Origin of the sequence: Floricoccus tropicus (genome assembly GCF_001832905.1) — a bacterium.
In the GTDB taxonomy this organism is placed as follows: Bacteria; Bacillota; Bacilli; order Lactobacillales; family Streptococcaceae; genus Floricoccus; species Floricoccus tropicus.
Genome location: NZ_MKIR01000024.1, coordinates 353,299 through 369,309, shown reverse-complemented (window position 1 = coordinate 369,309; position 16,011 = coordinate 353,299). Strand labels below are relative to the sequence as shown.

General features: G+C 30.1%; 15 protein-coding genes and 1 pseudogene. All 16 read right to left on the bottom strand.

Going from position 1 to position 16,011, the window contains the following annotated elements; all coding sequences use genetic code 11:
* Positions 1-1,068, bottom strand: a pseudogene (locus BG261_RS09750) (N-acetylmuramoyl-L-alanine amidase); the annotation flags it as partial.
* A 371-nt stretch (positions 1,069-1,439) separates the two neighbouring features.
* The gene (locus BG261_RS09745) at positions 1,440-1,712 is read right to left on the bottom strand and encodes a transposase (protein ID WP_070793118.1); all 273 of its coding nucleotides are present in this window, start codon (positions 1,710-1,712) and stop codon (positions 1,440-1,442) included.
* 548 nt (positions 1,713-2,260) lie between these two features.
* Positions 2,261-3,397 carry a glycosyltransferase family 4 protein gene (locus BG261_RS09740; protein WP_070793117.1) on the bottom strand — a complete coding sequence of 379 codons (1,137 nt, stop codon included), beginning with the start codon at positions 3,395-3,397 and terminating at the stop codon, positions 2,261-2,263.
* Positions 3,390-4,835, bottom strand: coding sequence for an oligosaccharide flippase family protein (locus BG261_RS09735; protein ID WP_070793116.1), 1,446 nt, complete (start codon positions 4,833-4,835; stop codon positions 3,390-3,392). Before BG261_RS09735 ends, BG261_RS09740 begins: the two co-directional genes overlap by 8 nt.
* 21 nt (positions 4,836-4,856) lie before the next feature.
* Positions 4,857-6,221, bottom strand: a complete 1,365-nt coding sequence (locus tag BG261_RS09730; RefSeq protein ID WP_070793115.1) for a DUF2142 domain-containing protein — start codon at positions 6,219-6,221, stop codon at positions 4,857-4,859.
* Positions 6,222-6,235: 14 nt separating this feature from the next.
* Positions 6,236-8,020 carry a hypothetical protein gene (locus BG261_RS09725; protein ID WP_070793114.1) on the bottom strand — a complete coding sequence of 595 codons (1,785 nt, stop codon included), beginning with the start codon at positions 8,018-8,020 and terminating at the stop codon, positions 6,236-6,238.
* Positions 8,021-8,030: 10 nt separating this feature from the next.
* Entirely contained in the window at positions 8,031-8,969 is a 939-nt protein-coding gene (locus BG261_RS09720; protein ID WP_070793113.1) for a glycosyltransferase, read from the bottom strand.
* Position 8,970: 1 nt separating this feature from the next.
* A complete protein-coding gene (locus BG261_RS09715) occupies positions 8,971-10,026 on the bottom strand; it encodes an NAD-dependent epimerase/dehydratase family protein (RefSeq protein WP_070793141.1) in 1,056 nt (351 codons plus the stop codon).
* 5 nt (positions 10,027-10,031) lie between these two features.
* Positions 10,032-10,757 (bottom strand): IspD/TarI family cytidylyltransferase, encoded by a 726-nt coding sequence (locus tag BG261_RS09710; protein ID WP_070793112.1) that lies wholly within the window; start codon positions 10,755-10,757, stop codon positions 10,032-10,034.
* A 10-nt stretch (positions 10,758-10,767) separates the two neighbouring features.
* Positions 10,768-11,589 carry a LicD family protein gene (locus tag BG261_RS09705; protein ID WP_070793111.1) on the bottom strand — a complete coding sequence of 274 codons (822 nt, stop codon included), beginning with the start codon at positions 11,587-11,589 and terminating at the stop codon, positions 10,768-10,770.
* 11 nt (positions 11,590-11,600) lie between these two features.
* On the bottom strand, positions 11,601-11,951 hold the full coding sequence (locus BG261_RS09700; protein ID WP_070793110.1) for a DUF2304 domain-containing protein: 351 nt from the start codon (positions 11,949-11,951) through the stop codon (positions 11,601-11,603).
* Complete coding sequence (locus tag BG261_RS09695) at positions 11,951-12,676, bottom strand: glycosyltransferase family 2 protein (protein WP_070793109.1); 726 nt, start codon at positions 12,674-12,676, stop codon at positions 11,951-11,953. The genes BG261_RS09700 and BG261_RS09695 overlap by 1 nt, the downstream gene beginning before the upstream one ends.
* A gap of 1 nt (position 12,677) precedes the next feature.
* On the bottom strand, positions 12,678-13,619 hold the full coding sequence (locus tag BG261_RS09690; RefSeq protein WP_070793108.1) for a glycosyltransferase family 2 protein: 942 nt from the start codon (positions 13,617-13,619) through the stop codon (positions 12,678-12,680).
* On the bottom strand, positions 13,609-14,748 hold the full coding sequence (cps2T, locus tag BG261_RS09685; protein WP_070793107.1) for a beta 1-4 rhamnosyltransferase Cps2T: 1,140 nt from the start codon (positions 14,746-14,748) through the stop codon (positions 13,609-13,611). The genes BG261_RS09690 and cps2T overlap by 11 nt, the downstream gene beginning before the upstream one ends.
* A 20-nt stretch (positions 14,749-14,768) precedes the next feature.
* Positions 14,769-15,602: a dTDP-4-dehydrorhamnose reductase gene (rfbD, locus tag BG261_RS09680; RefSeq protein WP_070793106.1), complete on the bottom strand. Its 834-nt coding sequence runs from the start codon at positions 15,600-15,602 to the stop codon at positions 14,769-14,771.
* A 23-nt stretch (positions 15,603-15,625) separates the two neighbouring features.
* Positions 15,626-16,003 carry a VOC family protein gene (locus tag BG261_RS09675; RefSeq protein WP_070793105.1) on the bottom strand — a complete coding sequence of 126 codons (378 nt, stop codon included), beginning with the start codon at positions 16,001-16,003 and terminating at the stop codon, positions 15,626-15,628.
* Positions 16,004-16,011 lie beyond the last annotated feature (8 nt).

Sequence of the window (16,011 nt, the reverse complement as noted above, 5' to 3'; positions counted from 1 at the left end):
ATTGTCTGTTCTAACTGACTTGACTGTTCCTACCCAGTTACGATAAGCTTTCAAATCACTTCCATTTGATTCATAAGATGCATTTGCTCTTATTTGAACAGTATCTCCTACTTTGTATTTCAGAGCAATTGGTTGTTGAAGATCTTGCTCTAAAACATAAACACTTTGAACAGTATTTTGGCCATTTTTATATGTTACTGTATATGAATAATTTGATTTTGATTTATTGTCTGCTCTAACTGCTGATATAGTACCTACCCAAGTACGATAAGCTTTCAAATCACTTCCATTTGATTCATAAGATGCGCTTGTTTTTATTTGGACAGTATTACCAATTTTATATTTTGCACCTCGTAAGTCTGTATTAACTTTTTGTTTATAATAATTTGCTACTAAATCTCTAAATTGATACATATCATAACCTTGAGCAAAAAAACGGTTACCTCGATTTGACCAATACCAATCTGGGTCTACGTGATCAGTTCCACCCCATTTATATGATATATTTCTATGACTTGCCAAATTCCCATCCAACTTTTTGTTTGACTCAGATACTACTTTTGGCTCACCCAAATTATATGCAATTAATTGATCAGCTGTCCAACTTGCTAAGTTTGTTATTTGTCTTGCAAATTGTTCTTTTGAAGTTACCCTCGTTTGTTCAATTTGAATACCATACTTATTTCCAAACGGTCCTGACCCCCACGCCTTCAAACGTGTATTGGCTATTGTCTTAATAGAATTAGCATCAACAAATGAATGAACAAAAGCATTTTCTTGATTTCGTACCATATAGGTAATCTCATTATCTACAGTAGAACCTTCCGTAGCCACTTCATGAATAATTACTAGAGATGGTTTACCTGAATCAAATTCCATGCTAAATCCACCATTTTTTTTTGAATCTTGCATATTAATTTGAAGTTTCACACTCTCACTTGCTGGCTTTATTTTATTTTTCAAAATATAATCATTTACAGCGCTTGCTGCAGAAACTTCACTTGAAAAAAATATACTTGCCATAGACAATATAAACACAATTAACGATATCTTATTCTTATTTTTCACTCAATACTCCTTATCTACACGCATATTTACATTATAATGTTATAACAGAGAAAAAGCAAAAAATGTTTAAATTTATATTTTAAAATAACAAAACTAGCCTAAGTGACTCGTACATTATTTATCAATTCTACAGACTATCTATAAAATATTATACAAATTTACAAACAACACATAAAATTATAGTTTTGAATATATTTATCTCATATTTTATATATGATAATTATGTTTTGTCCGAAAACGAAAAAGAGTAAAATAAATTCAATCCCTTACTCTTAAAAATTCAATTGCTCAATTCTGTAGTTTTATATATATTCTTAAACTGACAAGATAATAGTTGTCTTTTAAGTTAATAATACAAACTATAGATAACATTAACTATAAAGTAATACTTTAACTCTAAGCACATTAAAAGCACATGTAATCTGCTGCACGATGTGAAAACGATCAGTAATAATTTCAGCATTTGGGAACACAACTTTAATTAATCTGCCATAGCTAGCATTCATATCCATAACCAAATATTTAACCTTAGTTATTTCACTTTGAGGAGATTGAAGGAAGTCATTGATTAATGAATAAATCCTTCTATCATCAATCAACGTATGAAGTTCATGAGTAACTCCATCAATTGCTATGAAAGCCATTTCTTTTTAAGATCAAATAGTATGTGGTAATATAGTTTACAAGATATACTTTGCCTAGGTAGTACAAATTTACTAGGTAGTTGAGAAGAAGAGGTTGATGAGCAATGGCGGCACATAAAATGAGGTGTTGATAATTTAAGTATTGTTTTCAAACCATTAATTTCAGTTGATTGAATTTTTCTTTTATTTGGAATATTACCGTGATCATACAAATTAGATGAGTCTAACCAATCTACATCAAATTTTTATAATGGGAGGGAATTAGTTCGTAGCTTCCAGTGATTATATTACATGTAATTCCATACTTGTAATATTCATAGAATAAGCAGTCATCATTGAATTTTAAAAACTCATTTTGTAAATCTAGTAATTCTCGTGTAAACTTATCCATGTAACAACTCCTTTAACTTGTTGGTTTTGACGCATATCACTGTAAAGTAGTTGCTATTTTTTTGCAAAAAAATCGTGTGGATTTTTTACAATTCCACACGATCTATTATAGAGCCAATATAATTTAATAAACTTTAATTTACAATGAAAATTCGATACTATTTTTTATTACAAACATTCTCAAACTTTTCACTAGTCACTTTCCATGTAAAATTATTTTCTATTCTCTCATGAAGATTTTCTTTTATACTATCACGATAATTTTCATCATTTATTAATTTTTCAAGTGCAGATGTCAAGGAATCTTGATTTTCTTCAATAATAATTCCATAATCAGGAGAATTTATTACCTCGACAGTCCCACCTCTGTCAGTGGCGATAACAGCACATTTCATAATCCCAGCCTCTAAAATAGAAGTAGGCAAGCCCTCAGGATACATAGAAGGATAGCAGAAAATATCAGTTCTGTTTAATAAAGTAATTGTATCATCAAAGTCTAACTTTCCTACGAATAATATATTTCTTTGTTTATATTGTTTCTTCAACTCATCTAATATAGGACCATCACCTGCTATTACTAACTCTATATTTTCAGTATTAGCTAAAGACATGAAAGACTTTAGCAACATTTCCACACCTTTTTCTTTTATTATACGACCAGCATATGTAATGACAAGTTTATTTTTAAATTCATGCTTAAATTTTTTATTTTTAAAAGAATCATAAATTGTCTCATCAACTGAATTATAAATAACACCTCTTGATCTTATTTTAAAATGTTCAAGCCAAGATGTGGAACGCTTAGATACTGCATAAAAGTTATCAGTTAGCTTTTTTAGCCTCCATGTTAGCATATGTTCATAGATGGCCCCAAACCAATCCAAAAATTTATTATTAACAGTAAAGTGATCACTTCCATGTTCAAGAACCATTGAAGGAATATTAAATTTTTTTGCATATTTTAAACCTACCAAAGTTGTTAGATGGAATCTTGTCTGACATGCAATAAAATCAATGTTTCTCTTCTCAAGTTCTTTCATAATTATTTTGTATTCACTATTTTTTTTAATAATAGGATAACGACTTTTAAAAAGATTGTATACTGGTAATCTAAAAATTTCAAATCCTTCATCATTTACTTCATAGTCTTTTAATAAATCGTCATACTTGGTTGTCACAATGATGATTTTATAATTCTTTTTTTTCATTTCTAACATCAACTTATCAGTATAGCGCTCAACTCCTCCCAAAAAAGGAAGATAGTATCCAGAAAAAATTGCTATTGTTTTATCCATTTTTTGCCTCTTTATTTCTTACTGTATTTACCAGATTCATTAACTCCTTAATAATATCTGCTCTTAAAATGACTAAAACTAATGTATAAACCATCACTCCAACACCCGCTTGTATAATATAATTCAAGAAAGATATCCTCATAATATTATTTAAATATCTAACAATAAAAAATACAATCACTCCACTTATTAAATATTTCCAAGTGTCTTTCATTAATCTTGAAATTTTAAAAGTGTCTCTCAAGACCCAAAATTGATATAAAGTAACAGCTGCTTCGGTAGAAACAGTAGCCGCTGCAGAGCCATATACACCCCATATAGGTATCAAAATTAAATTCAGTACAATGTTTGTAATTAACCCCATGATCGCGGACATTGTAAAATCTTTTAATCTATTAGTTGGTAATAAATATTGCATACCAGTTATATTTGCCCATGCAACAAATACAATCATTATTGATTGTATAAACATCACTAACCCTACAGGCTCATATTCACTACCAAAAAAATAAATTGCAAAAGTGCTTGAAACAGCCATAACACCAAACATTAAGAGTATCCCAATAGCATTTACTAAAGAAAAAGTCTTCTGAATTATTTTTTCAACTTCTTCATGTTGATTATTTGAAACCAGATTAGAAACTCTAGGTATTACTGCGGCACTCAAACTTGTAACAATCGTTAATGCAACCCTAATTATTTTATCTGATTGATCAAAAAATCCCGAAGATACTACTGAATCCATACTTTCAAGCATAACTTTATTTAAAGCAAGATATACTTGCATAATAATTTGAGGTAAAAATAGCATAGAAACAGGCTTAAAATGATGTTTTAGGTTTATTTTCCTTATATCAAGGGGGGCAATTTCATTTTTGATAAATGTCCACGTACTCAAATTACCTAATAATGATGATACAGGTGCGGTAGCTATGTAAATCCACAAATCAGAAGGTTCTTTTACAAATACAAAGGTTACTATTACAGTTACAATCCTGACGACAGTATTCCTTAAAATAATCTTTTTAAATTCCTCTACTCCCATGAAATACCAAGAGATATCTGTAAGAGTAGCTATTAGCATAATTGATTGTATCAGATAGTAAGAATACCATTTTCTAAAAAAGAAGAAGAGAAGGAAAAGAAATAGTGCTATAGAAATGAAAGTCGCGAAGGCTTTGATGATCATAAGTTCCCAAAAGATTATACTCCTTTTTTCCTTATCATCTTGTACATATGCTATCTCTCTGTTTCCATAAGTTAAAACACTCAGATTGGCAAATAATACAAAGAATGATAAAACTGAAAAAGTATAAGCATTAATACCAATTCCTGTTTTCCCCAATACTCGAGAGACATATGGAACTGTTATTAATGGAAATAAAAGCATCAAGACTTGATAACCAGTATTATATATTATGTTTTTAACAACTTTCATTAATTAGTCTCCTGATGCTTATTATTGTTTTATTAATCCGTATATTGTTGTAAAAATTAGATGAAAATTTGAAAATACTGCAATAGCAAAAACTCCTATCATAAAATATTTATTTTTATTAATTTTTAATTTAAATTTATCATATCCAAAGAATATAAGTAAAATTGGTATCATAGGTGTAAAATATCGACCTTGCGCTCCACTAATTGCTCCCGTAGTTGCACCATCAAAGCTTAAGAATCCATAGTAAACACCAAATAAATTAAGAGCAAAAATCAATAGGGCAAAAATACTCATTGAAATCTTATTTACAAACTTCATTTCGCTTAATAATATCAAAGCCATCATCACCATCCATATTCCGTATTCCCATTTAGGTACGAAATTAAATTCTTGATATGGTGCAACTAGCAAGCCCATAGATGGGTCTCGACCATCTCCACCGTTATTAAAAATAAATGTTCTGATCATTCTCATAATAACATGAATTGGCCCACCGTAGCTCATTGACATAACTGTAAATAAAGCGAATGCAAGTGTCAAAATACCCATTCCCAATAATACTTTCATACTATTCCTTAGAGAACAAATCCAATTCCATAGTTTTATTACTTTTTCTTTTATTTTATTGAGAAAAACAATTTCATTATCACAATATAATATTAATGCTGGGATCAATAATATCAATAAGTAGAAATTTCTTTTTGCAAAGAGGGCAATCAATATAGTAGATATAATTAACTCTTTACCAGTGGATTTTGTAAATTTACGTTCATAAATAGCGTTAATTGCTAACATTAGAAAATAACTTGTAATTACATAACTAGTAGCATCATAAGATAAACTTGCTGATTGATTTATTATAACAGGACTAAGTGTTACAGCTGAGAATAGTAACCTTCCAACTTTAAGTCTCTTAATAATAAAGTACATAGATATAATAACAAATAGCATGGATATAAGACGAGCAAATATGATTATAACACCCAGAGAAGAATATACATGGTAGCCTATCCATACACCTATAGCTGGAACTATATGACCCCAAAAAACGTAGTCATAGCGATAATCAATGTTTCTAGGTAGGTTTTCATAGTTTGTCGTCTTCACTTTGGTAAAGTAATATTTTTTCAAGACAACATCTAATCCATTTTCATATGGTTCTTTTTGTTTCTTCATTCCTGAGCTTATATTAGTTTCACCATAAGTGGATACATCAATATTAATTCCAACAATTTTACCTGACACAGCTAAGTGATAACGAGCATCTGGCTCATTAAAAATTGGCATTACTAGTGTCATTATAGTACCAACAAATAGACCAATAATTAAAAAATATCTAGGTATATTTTTTTCTTTAAATTTATTTATTTTTTTAAATTCCATATTTACCTCGATAATTAATATTTTTTAAGTATTAAAATGCCTGATAGCATTACAATTAATAATATTGATACAAATATTATTCCTATACGTAAGTAAGGATTAATTGGAGTATCTGTTTTTTCACCATTCTTCAATAATTCTATAGCATTATACTCATTATTATTGGTAGAATAGTCAGGTATATAACCATTTACAAGATAATTTTCAAACTGAGCTTTTGAAATACTATCAGTGCTAACTGAAAACTTATAAATTTTATTGTTATCCTGAATACCCGATTTTTGATTTACTTGACATATAAAGTAATCACCATTATCAGAAAGACCTCTTAACTGGATCAATGATTTATTAGCTTGTTCATTTTCCTTTTTATTGTAGCTAAATTGAGTTTTTGACAATTCAATCTCATCTTCTGTCCCATCAATATTAATAACTTTACCACCGTCGAAAACAAAATTTGAATTCTCTCTTACTTTTGAAGCTAAATCCTGTTCATAAATGTTAAAGTCTTCTTTTTTCCACGAAAAGACATCTTTGTCCTTTGATAATAGATAGACATCTCCATTTTCTGAATATTTACCAATAGTATAAGAAGCTCCATGTAACAAATTATTTTCGTGTCCATCAAAAGTAACAAAATTAATTCCATATGTTCTAATCAATGGAGAAACTGCTTGGATTATTTGTCCATTCTCATCAGTATAATCAACATAAACTCCCTGAATTTCACTATTGTTTTTTGAAGTAAATTTATAATTAGGAAATTCCTTATAACCACTTCCATCATTAAATTTGAAGTCAATATTATAATCTGCTTGAGATGAAACATGACCAGTAACGATAATTTTATTTGTACTGATATCTTTTAAATTTACAGAGTATGACTTAATAAATAGTGCATTTGCAATTTTACGATTAACAGATTTTTCTGCATCCTCAAAATTTGAAAACTGATAATTAATATAATTTCCTTGTTGTGGACCAACTTCAATTTTTTTAAAATTATCAATTAATTCATCTTCATGTGGAACATTTATATTTTCAACAACGAAGTTGGGAGAAGCATGTAAAGTCACAACTCCATTTCCAGATAATTTTTTTCGATCAATATTTAACTCATAAATTACTTGCTGTCCATAGTCAGCAGACAGAGCATTTGAATCATTTTTAGCTTTAATATTGGATATGTCTATTTTTAATCCATCAACAATTTTCGAAGAACCAACTTCAACAATATCTGTATCATCGTTGATAAATGTACCAGTTACCATTCTTCTTTTGTAATCTGTTTCAAATATAGTATATCCCTTTTTTAATTTTGCAACTATTTTTCCGTCCTCGTTTGTCATAAACGATCTATTAGACCCCGGAGTTGTCATTTTTACTGGTTTTTCTTCTTTACCATTATCATCATTATTAAGATAATTTAAAAAGTCCTTACTATTTTTATATAGGCTACTAATAACAACTGTAGCTTCTTCGGATTTTAATTTTTTCCCAGGTTTTAATTCAATCCCTTTGGAAACTTCAACTGAAAAATCTGTACTTGTTTCTGCATATTTAACTCTTACTATGGAATATGATTGATGTTGAAAATTTTCTTTAGTCAATTTTCCATTTATCAACTTATCATATACTACCGAATAATTTGTAGCTAAAACACCTCTTCCAGATTCTGGAATATTATTATACAGAATCTGGGCTATTACTTCTTTTTCATCATCCTTAACATCTGCCGTAACTGTTACAGAAGGAAGTATTGCAATTAAAAAAAGCAATAAAATCTTAATTTTCTTCATAGCTAACCTCCTACTTTTTAAATAGAAACACTATGTCCCTTGCCCAATTTGAGAAATCAACATAATACTTTCTCGAAAAGAGCAATTGACGTATTGTTCCACTAAATCTTCTATCTTTTGCATTATTATATCTTTGAAGATAAAAATTTAAATAATTTTTAACTAAGCCACTTTTATCTGAATTTCTTTCTTGAGCAACATCGTATAGAATTTGGTAATAACTTAATACAATTAATAGCTCTGAAACATGTCTTGAATACGGTTGTTTTAGATTTAACAAATTTCCACTAGCATTTCCTCCATGCCTTTTATGGACTCCTACAGCTTCATTTAAATTGTAGCCTGTTCCTAAGAATCCCGATATACCAGCAAATAGATTGTCGTGTGAAAGTATTCTATCCTCCGTCCATTTAGGAGTAATTTGATCTAAAAATGATTTTCTTATGCAAAAAGTCCAACCTTGTCTGTAATTTACATAATTTATATTATTTGGATATTGACTTATTTTTTGAGAGTCATCTTTAAATTTATATTGATTAGGAACTGTTGCTTCTTCAGATATTTTTATTATATCAATATCGGCACTCAAAACATCAATTTCCTTATTATTTTCCATTATGTCTACTTGTTTTCTATTTTTATCTAGATACCATGTATCATCTTGATCTGAAAAGAAAACATAGTCAACCTCATAATTTAAGACATCAAAAAGTAATGCACGAAAATTTAATCGCCAACCTAAATTTTTTTTGTTTTTTTCTATAATCCAATTAGACAACGAATTTTCTTCAATAAAAGATTTTACAATTTCTACTGTAGAATCAGTAGATTGATCATCTCTGATAAAAACATAATCTGGTTTCAATTCTTGATTTTTTATTGATTCTAATTGTTCCTTAACAAATTTTTCACCATTATATGTGGCCATTAAGACTGCTGTTTTTACCATCTTATTCCTCTATTGCTTTTATTGTATTAACAAGTCCCTGCTCTAAAGAAACTTTTTTACGCCAACCCAGAAGCTCAATTTTTTCTGTGTTCAATCTAGTTCTTCCCATTTTGCTATATCCTAATCCCATCTGCTTTGGAATATCAAAAACTACTGATATATTTCTTTCCGCAAATATTTCTGTTAACTTTTTAGCTAATTCTCGAATTTGGATAGGTTCATCTTCATTAGCAACGTTATAGGCATTAGCATTTTCTCCGTCAAGCAAAACCAAGAATAAAGCTGATACTGCATCAGCAATATAGCAAAATGCTCTCTCAGCAGTTCCGTCACTCTTTAATATAATGTCTTCTGAGTTAACAACGTTTAATAATAGGTCACTCATTATACGTCCATCATCCTTCAATTGCATACCTGGACCGTATGAATGTGCAATCCTAGTAATAGTAAATGGTACACCAAATTGATCATTAAATGATTTTAAGAGTGTTTCCGCCATGCGCTTACTTTCTGGATAACATGCCCTACTTTCTAAGATATCAAAACCACCATAGGAATTTTCATCAATATAATCACTGATAGCTTTACCATAAACTTCACGAGTAGATAAAAATAATAAATTTTCTATAGGATGGTCCTTAGCAAAATTCAAAAGATTTAGAGTCCCAATTGTATTAGCATTAATTATCCCCACAGGGTCATTTATAATAAATTTTGGACTTGCATTACTTGCTGCATGAACAATATAATCAATTTTCCCATCATATGTAAACTCTTTTGTTACGTCATGTCTAATTAAATCAAAATATTCATTTGAAATTAAAGAAGAAAATTTTAAACTTGCTTTTTCAATGTTCCTAACAGTTCCAATAATTTTTATATTATATGCAAAATTATCATTTAAATAGGCAAGTGTATAAATCATATAAGTCGCCAACATCCCGCTAGCACCCGTTACTAATACTGTTTTACCTTTTAACTTATCCCAAGAAATATAATTTTGACTTGTAATTAATTTCAAATCGTTTTGTATAACTTCGTCTTTATAATCTATCATTACCACTAAATCCCATATATTTGTTCATTTTCTCGTGCATCAAATAGAGCCTTAAACATATAAAAATCATCAGGTGTTGTGATCTTTATATTTTCTGTTGGACCTTCAACAACAGATAATGACTTACCATATCCAAACATTAATGTTGAAGAATCAATTGAATCAACTATACCATCACTTAACGCTTGTTCATGAACTTCTAAAATTTCATCTAACCAAAAGCTTTGAGGCGCTTTCGCTATTAATGAATGATTCCTATCTGGGACTGATTGGACTTTTTTCTCATCATTAACAATTAGAAATGTTTCCTTAGCTGGTGCTATAGTAACTGCAGAGCTATTTTTTTCCACTGATTTTATATTATCAACAATTACTTTTTCATTGATCAGCGGTCTAACTCCATCGTGAATAATTACAACAGCTTTTTCATCTCCAGAAATTTCTTTAGCAGCAATTAGCCCATTATATATTGAACCTTGACCAGTTTCCCCACCAGGGACGATACTTTTTACTTTTGAAAGTCTAAATTTATAAGTTAAATCTTCCATATAATTTATCCAATCAGCAACACAGACAACTACCACTGCATCAACTTCAGGTGTATTTTGAAACAATTCAATGGTATGTACAATTATTGGTTTCCCATGAACTTCTAAAAATTGTTTTGGCTTGGCTTTTTTAGATTTCATACGACTGCCCACACCACCTGCAAAAATAAGACCAATATTCATTGTTTATCTCCTAATCTTTCCAATACCATGTATAGTAACTATGATTTTCTCTTTTATTTTCTGGTGGTAATTCCATATATGAATCACCATATAACTGTTTTAGATATCTATCATGGTCCTGTATTTTTCTTGCCTTAACATCTTCGAACATAATATCTTCATATTCTTCAAATATCTCTTTAGGGAAAAATTCCTTAGCCCTGTACCTAGAATCCGTAAAACCGATATATGGGACATCCTGATTATCATATTTTTGCATTAATTGATCTAGAATTTCTGCCCTCTCTGTCCATTTTCCATGATAAACTACAAACCTAGGAAAGCGTAAAAATAATCTTGCAAATGCATAAATTGCTTTAGAACCACTTGCATATGCAGGAAAACTTGTACTAAGTAAATTTTCAGCATTATTTTGGACACTCTTCATAAAGCTAAGTCTTTCATGCTCATTTTCAGGTAATCTATCCATAGGAAAAATGTCGATAAACAATCCTGTCCACGGATGCATCTTATCTGTTTTGCTGATAAATTGAGTGCTATTATCATATAATTTTGCAAATGATAATAGATTTTTTTCAGTTGAGTAATGAAGAAGCGAATATCTATCATCTTGTGATTTCTTCAATTCCTCAATTAATTTATTATAATCCGAACGATATAACATTATATCAATGTCATCGTCCCAAGGAATAAAACCTTTATGCCTTATTGAACCTAGTAATGAGCCACCACCAAGTGAATATTCAATATTATTTTCTCTAGCAATACTATCAATGTAACTTAACATATCTAGTTGAATTTTTCTAATCTCTTCTATCGTCATTTTTTTCATAAAGACTATGGTTACTCCTTTTTAGACTCTTCTAGTTCACTTTTCAGCAAAGATACTTCTTGTATTAAGACCTTTATTTGGTTATCTTTTTTTGTGTCACTGCTTGTTTTCATAAGTTCTAAAACAAAAACAAATACTAGTCCTACAAATAGGAGAAAGTTCATTGTTAATGCAAATCCAAGCTGATGAGCAACAAAAGATACCACCTGTGGAAAAAGTGCAATAAAAATAATTCCTAAGCCGACAACTAACCACGGAGCAGAACGTCTTAATGAAAAAGCATTTTTATTTATCATTTTAACTATGTAATAAAAAATAGCAAGTGCTAAAATAATCATTTCAATTCTTAAAAACGTAGACATTATTCAGCCTCCTTCATTATTCCAGCAATCAAAATAGAAGTCAGAACATCCATCATGTACGTAACTGATTTAAGCGCACTTATACTTGATTCCCCCTCTGTTCTTTCAAACATATGAGCTGGAACCTCCTTTACTTTATATCCATGTTTCATCAATCTAACAATACTTTCAGGTTCTGGATATGCCATTGGATAATTTTTAGAAAAATAATTAATAACTGATCTATTAGCTGCTCGATACCCACTAGTAGTATCATAAATTTTATTACCCGTTACAAACTTTATAGCAGCAGAAATTAAATTGATGCCCATTCTTCTTGCTACTGTTGATTGAAAATTATCACTGCTTTCATCAATAAATCGAGAACCTATAGTAAAATCATATTCTTCATTCAATAATGGAGTAACGACTTCCTCAATGCTTGCTATATCATGCTGTCCATCACCATCAAACTGAACAGCAATATCATAACCTTTTCTTAGAGCATAAAGATATCCTGTTTGAACCGCACCACCAATGCCTAAGTTTTGAACTAAATTAATATGATTTAATTTATTTTCTATCAAAACATCTAAGGTTTTGTCTTTTGAGCCATCATTAATTACAACATAATCTAGCACAAATGGTACTGTATTATGCTCTTTATAATTTTCAACCATTCTAACAGTATTTAAAATACTCTTTTCTTCATTGTATGCAGGTATTATTAAAAGTACTTTCTTCATGCTACTCCTTATTATATAAATTAAACAATATTAAAGCTCTAAAAACAATTATATGTTTTTTTTGATTTTTTGTATATTTATATTTTATTAATCTTTTAAATCTTTCAATAAAGCTCTTCTTGTCTATATCAACAAAATTTTCTATTAGTTCTTTATCACGGTCACCTATCTGGTCAGAAAAAAGTTTAACTATAATCTCTGCTTGATCTTGTGATTGATGTATTAAAGTCCAGTATCTAGTGAATATTTTTTTAGGACCTTCTCTTAAAATTTTAAATTTTTTATCTAATGTTCTAGCCCCTAATACATTATTATCGTGTTGTCGATATAATTCTGTCGGTTTATCAATATATACTAATTCTCCAAGCGCACTTGCCAAGAGTGCTAGATACCAATCATGCATAATTATATTATCCGTTACCGTCCATTTATCAGCGAGGGCATTATTAATCATACTTACACCGCCAGTAACACTATTCTCCGTTAACTCTTGAATCAACTTAGTATTTGCATGGCCGCTCTGAGATTTAATCATACTTTCATTTAGAACTTTCAAATCTCGGTCAACAACCTTCAAGTCGGTATAATACATCATTGGTTTTGAATTATCATGTTTCTTTGCCTCAGTTAAAGCTATTTCAAGTTTTTCAGGTAACCAATAATCATCTTGATCACTAAAAAAATAGTAATCTGCTTTGTTATATTTAATTAAAGAATAGAAAGACTTTATAACTCCAAGATTCTTTGGTTCTTCTTCATTAATAAACTTTATTCTGCTATCTTCAGATACATATTTTTTTATAGTCTCAACAGTACTATCAGTTGAACCGTCGTCCCTTATTAACAATGTCCAATCAGAAAATGTCTGATTCTGAATGCTTTCTATTTGTTCAGCCAAATATTTCTCACCATTATAAGTTGACATTACAATATTAACTTTCATCTGTAAATAACTCCTCATATTGTGATACTATCTTTTCCCAAGTATAATTTTTGATAATAATATCGCATGATTTTCGTCCATAGGCTTTTTTTTCGTATTTGCTTATTTCATCAGCCCTGTGAATTAGGTCAGTCAATTTATTTTTTTCCCAATAAAGAACACTATCTTGGGCAACATTTCTATTAAATGAGACATCTAAAACTAGACTGAGCTCTGTCGACCATAGAGCTTCAAGAAGTCCTGGATTTGTCCCTCCAACTTCATGTCCATGTATATAGGCATGTGCATTTTTACGTATATTTTTCAGCAATTCCTTATTATAGACTGTACCAACAAATTTTATTCTTTCATCCTGTTCAAAGTTAGTTCTTTGTTTCAGTTCTTCATAGAAATTATTTTGTTCATAATTTGTAATTATGACTAAATCTTTAGTAGTTGTCGATTCCATGAAGGATTTTATTATTACTTCGTAATTATTTTCTGGAACAAATCGACCAACAACTAAATAATACTCATCAGGTACTACATCCTTTTCCCTATACCATGGTGTGGCAATTTTATTTTGATCACTTATATCAGTACCATACGCAATAACTTGGGACATAAATGGCTTATATTCTTCTTTTAGGTAATCATCTATTCCTTGATTATCTGCAATAATTAAATCCGCCTTTTCAACCATTTTTCTCTCAGAATACTTCAAATATTTTCTTATCGGATAACTCCATTTTGAGCGTCGCCATTCCAGACCATCTGGATTTACGAATAACACTCCCCCTGCCTTGTGGATTTTCCTAGCAACAGGAGAAATGAACGCTCCAATTGTATTTCCCAGAATATAAAAAATTGGTTTTTCAATATTTTCATTGCCAATAAGACTTAAAGAATATTTTATGGCGTCTAGATCATAGAATATTACCTTGGCACCACCCATATTACGAGCTTTAATATTAAAAACATCTGCACCTTTATAATCGAAATGAGTGTGATTTTCACTATCAGAAAGATTAGCAACATGATATTTGATATTTTTATTTTTTTGGTTAGTAACAAGTTCATCAACAAAGGTTTCAAATCCACCATACTTAGCAGGTAAACCACGTGAACCAATTATAAAAACGTGTCTCATATTGCTCAACTTTCTATTATTTATTTCATCATTTCATTCAATGCATCTTGCCATGTAGGAACAATAAAGCCCGTTGCTTTCGTTTTTGCCAAACTCATAATTGAATTTTTAGGTCTCTTAGCTTTTTGGACAAATTGGCTACTGTCAACTGGTGTAATTGAAACATCAGAATCTTTTAATATTTCTTTTGCAAATCCATACCAATTCGTTACTCCATCATTTGAAAGGTGGTAAGTCCCAAATTCTTTGCGATTGTCAACTAGATATGTCATAAATTCCGCAAGAGTCCTAGTCCATGTTGGACGACCAAATTGATCATCAACTACTGTCAAAGTATCATGTGTTTTTGCTAATTTTTGCATTGTAAAAACAAAATTATTTCCGTATTTTCCAAATACCCAACTGGTTCTTATAATATAGTGGTTAGGTACATACTTTCTTACTGCTTCTTCACCTAAAAGTTTTGTTCTACCGTATTCAGTTTGTGGATCAGTTTCATCTTCTTCAAACCACTCCTGATCAGTAGGTTTGTCACCATTGAATACATAATCTGTAGAAATGTAAACAAGCGTAGACTTATATCTAGCAGACTCTTTTGCTATGTTTTCAGTTCCAACTACATTCACTAAATAATCAACCTCTTTGCCCTCATCTTCAGCCTTATCAACTGCAGTATATGCGGCACAGTGGTAAACAATTGTTGGTTTAACTTCTGCAAATGCTTTTTCAACTGCATCTGCATCTGTAATATCTAACTCGCTTGAGTCGGTTGCAACATAGTCAATAGATCTTTCATCTAAAAGATTTCTTAACTCTGTACCTAACTGACCATTTGCTCCTGTAATTAAAATCATTTTTCCACTTCTTTCTTAAAAATTTAATGAGCTTGTCCATTATGACAAACTGCTTCAATTCTATAACCATCTGGATCAATAATAAAGCAGTCGTAATAATTTTCATGATAGTTACTCCTATAACCTGGAGCACCATTATCAAAACCGCCATTGTTAAGAGCGGATTCATAAAACTCATCTACTTGTTTATTATTTTTCGCTTCAAACGCAATATGCATTGGATAGACTTCACCTTGATAAATTGCAAAATCTCCAAAAGGATCTGCACTTATACCATCAGAAAAGTTAGTATAATCATCTCCAAAACGATGAATTACATAGTCTAAAGACCTGAGAGTTTCCTCATAAAATTTTTGTGATGTTTGATGGTTTCTAACTCCAACAGCAAGATGGTTTATCATAATATCAT

What these genes read in the sequence shown, in the direction of transcription:
- BG261_RS09745 (WP_070793118.1), bottom strand. Translation starts at nt 1,712, where the DNA reads ATGGCTTTCATAGCAATTGATGGAGTTACTCATGAACTTCATACGTTG.
- BG261_RS09740 (WP_070793117.1), bottom strand. Translation starts at nt 3,397, where the DNA reads ATGGATAAAACAATAGCAATTTTTTCTGGATACTATCTTCCTTTTTTG.
- BG261_RS09735 (WP_070793116.1), bottom strand. Translation starts at nt 4,835, where the DNA reads ATGAAAGTTGTTAAAAACATAATATATAATACTGGTTATCAAGTCTTG.
- BG261_RS09730 (WP_070793115.1), bottom strand. Translation starts at nt 6,221, where the DNA reads ATGGAATTTAAAAAAATAAATAAATTTAAAGAAAAAAATATACCTAGA.
- BG261_RS09725 (WP_070793114.1), bottom strand. Translation starts at nt 8,020, where the DNA reads ATGAAGAAAATTAAGATTTTATTGCTTTTTTTAATTGCAATACTTCCT.
- BG261_RS09720 (WP_070793113.1), bottom strand. Translation starts at nt 8,969, where the DNA reads ATGGTAAAAACAGCAGTCTTAATGGCCACATATAATGGTGAAAAATTT.
- BG261_RS09715 (WP_070793141.1), bottom strand. Translation starts at nt 10,026, where the DNA reads ATGATAGATTATAAAGACGAAGTTATACAAAACGATTTGAAATTAATT.
- BG261_RS09710 (WP_070793112.1), bottom strand. Translation starts at nt 10,757, where the DNA reads ATGAATATTGGTCTTATTTTTGCAGGTGGTGTGGGCAGTCGTATGAAA.
- BG261_RS09705 (WP_070793111.1), bottom strand. Translation starts at nt 11,589, where the DNA reads ATGAAAAAAATGACGATAGAAGAGATTAGAAAAATTCAACTAGATATG.
- BG261_RS09700 (WP_070793110.1), bottom strand. Translation starts at nt 11,951, where the DNA reads ATGTCTACGTTTTTAAGAATTGAAATGATTATTTTAGCACTTGCTATT.
- BG261_RS09695 (WP_070793109.1), bottom strand. Translation starts at nt 12,676, where the DNA reads ATGAAGAAAGTACTTTTAATAATACCTGCATACAATGAAGAAAAGAGT.
- BG261_RS09690 (WP_070793108.1), bottom strand. Translation starts at nt 13,619, where the DNA reads ATGAAAGTTAATATTGTAATGTCAACTTATAATGGTGAGAAATATTTG.
- cps2T (WP_070793107.1), bottom strand. Translation starts at nt 14,748, where the DNA reads ATGAGACACGTTTTTATAATTGGTTCACGTGGTTTACCTGCTAAGTAT.
- rfbD (WP_070793106.1), bottom strand. Translation starts at nt 15,602, where the DNA reads ATGATTTTAATTACAGGAGCAAATGGTCAGTTAGGTACAGAGTTAAGA.
- BG261_RS09675 (WP_070793105.1), bottom strand. Translation starts at nt 16,003, where the DNA reads ATGATAAACCATCTTGCTGTTGGAGTTAGAAACCATCAAACATCACAA.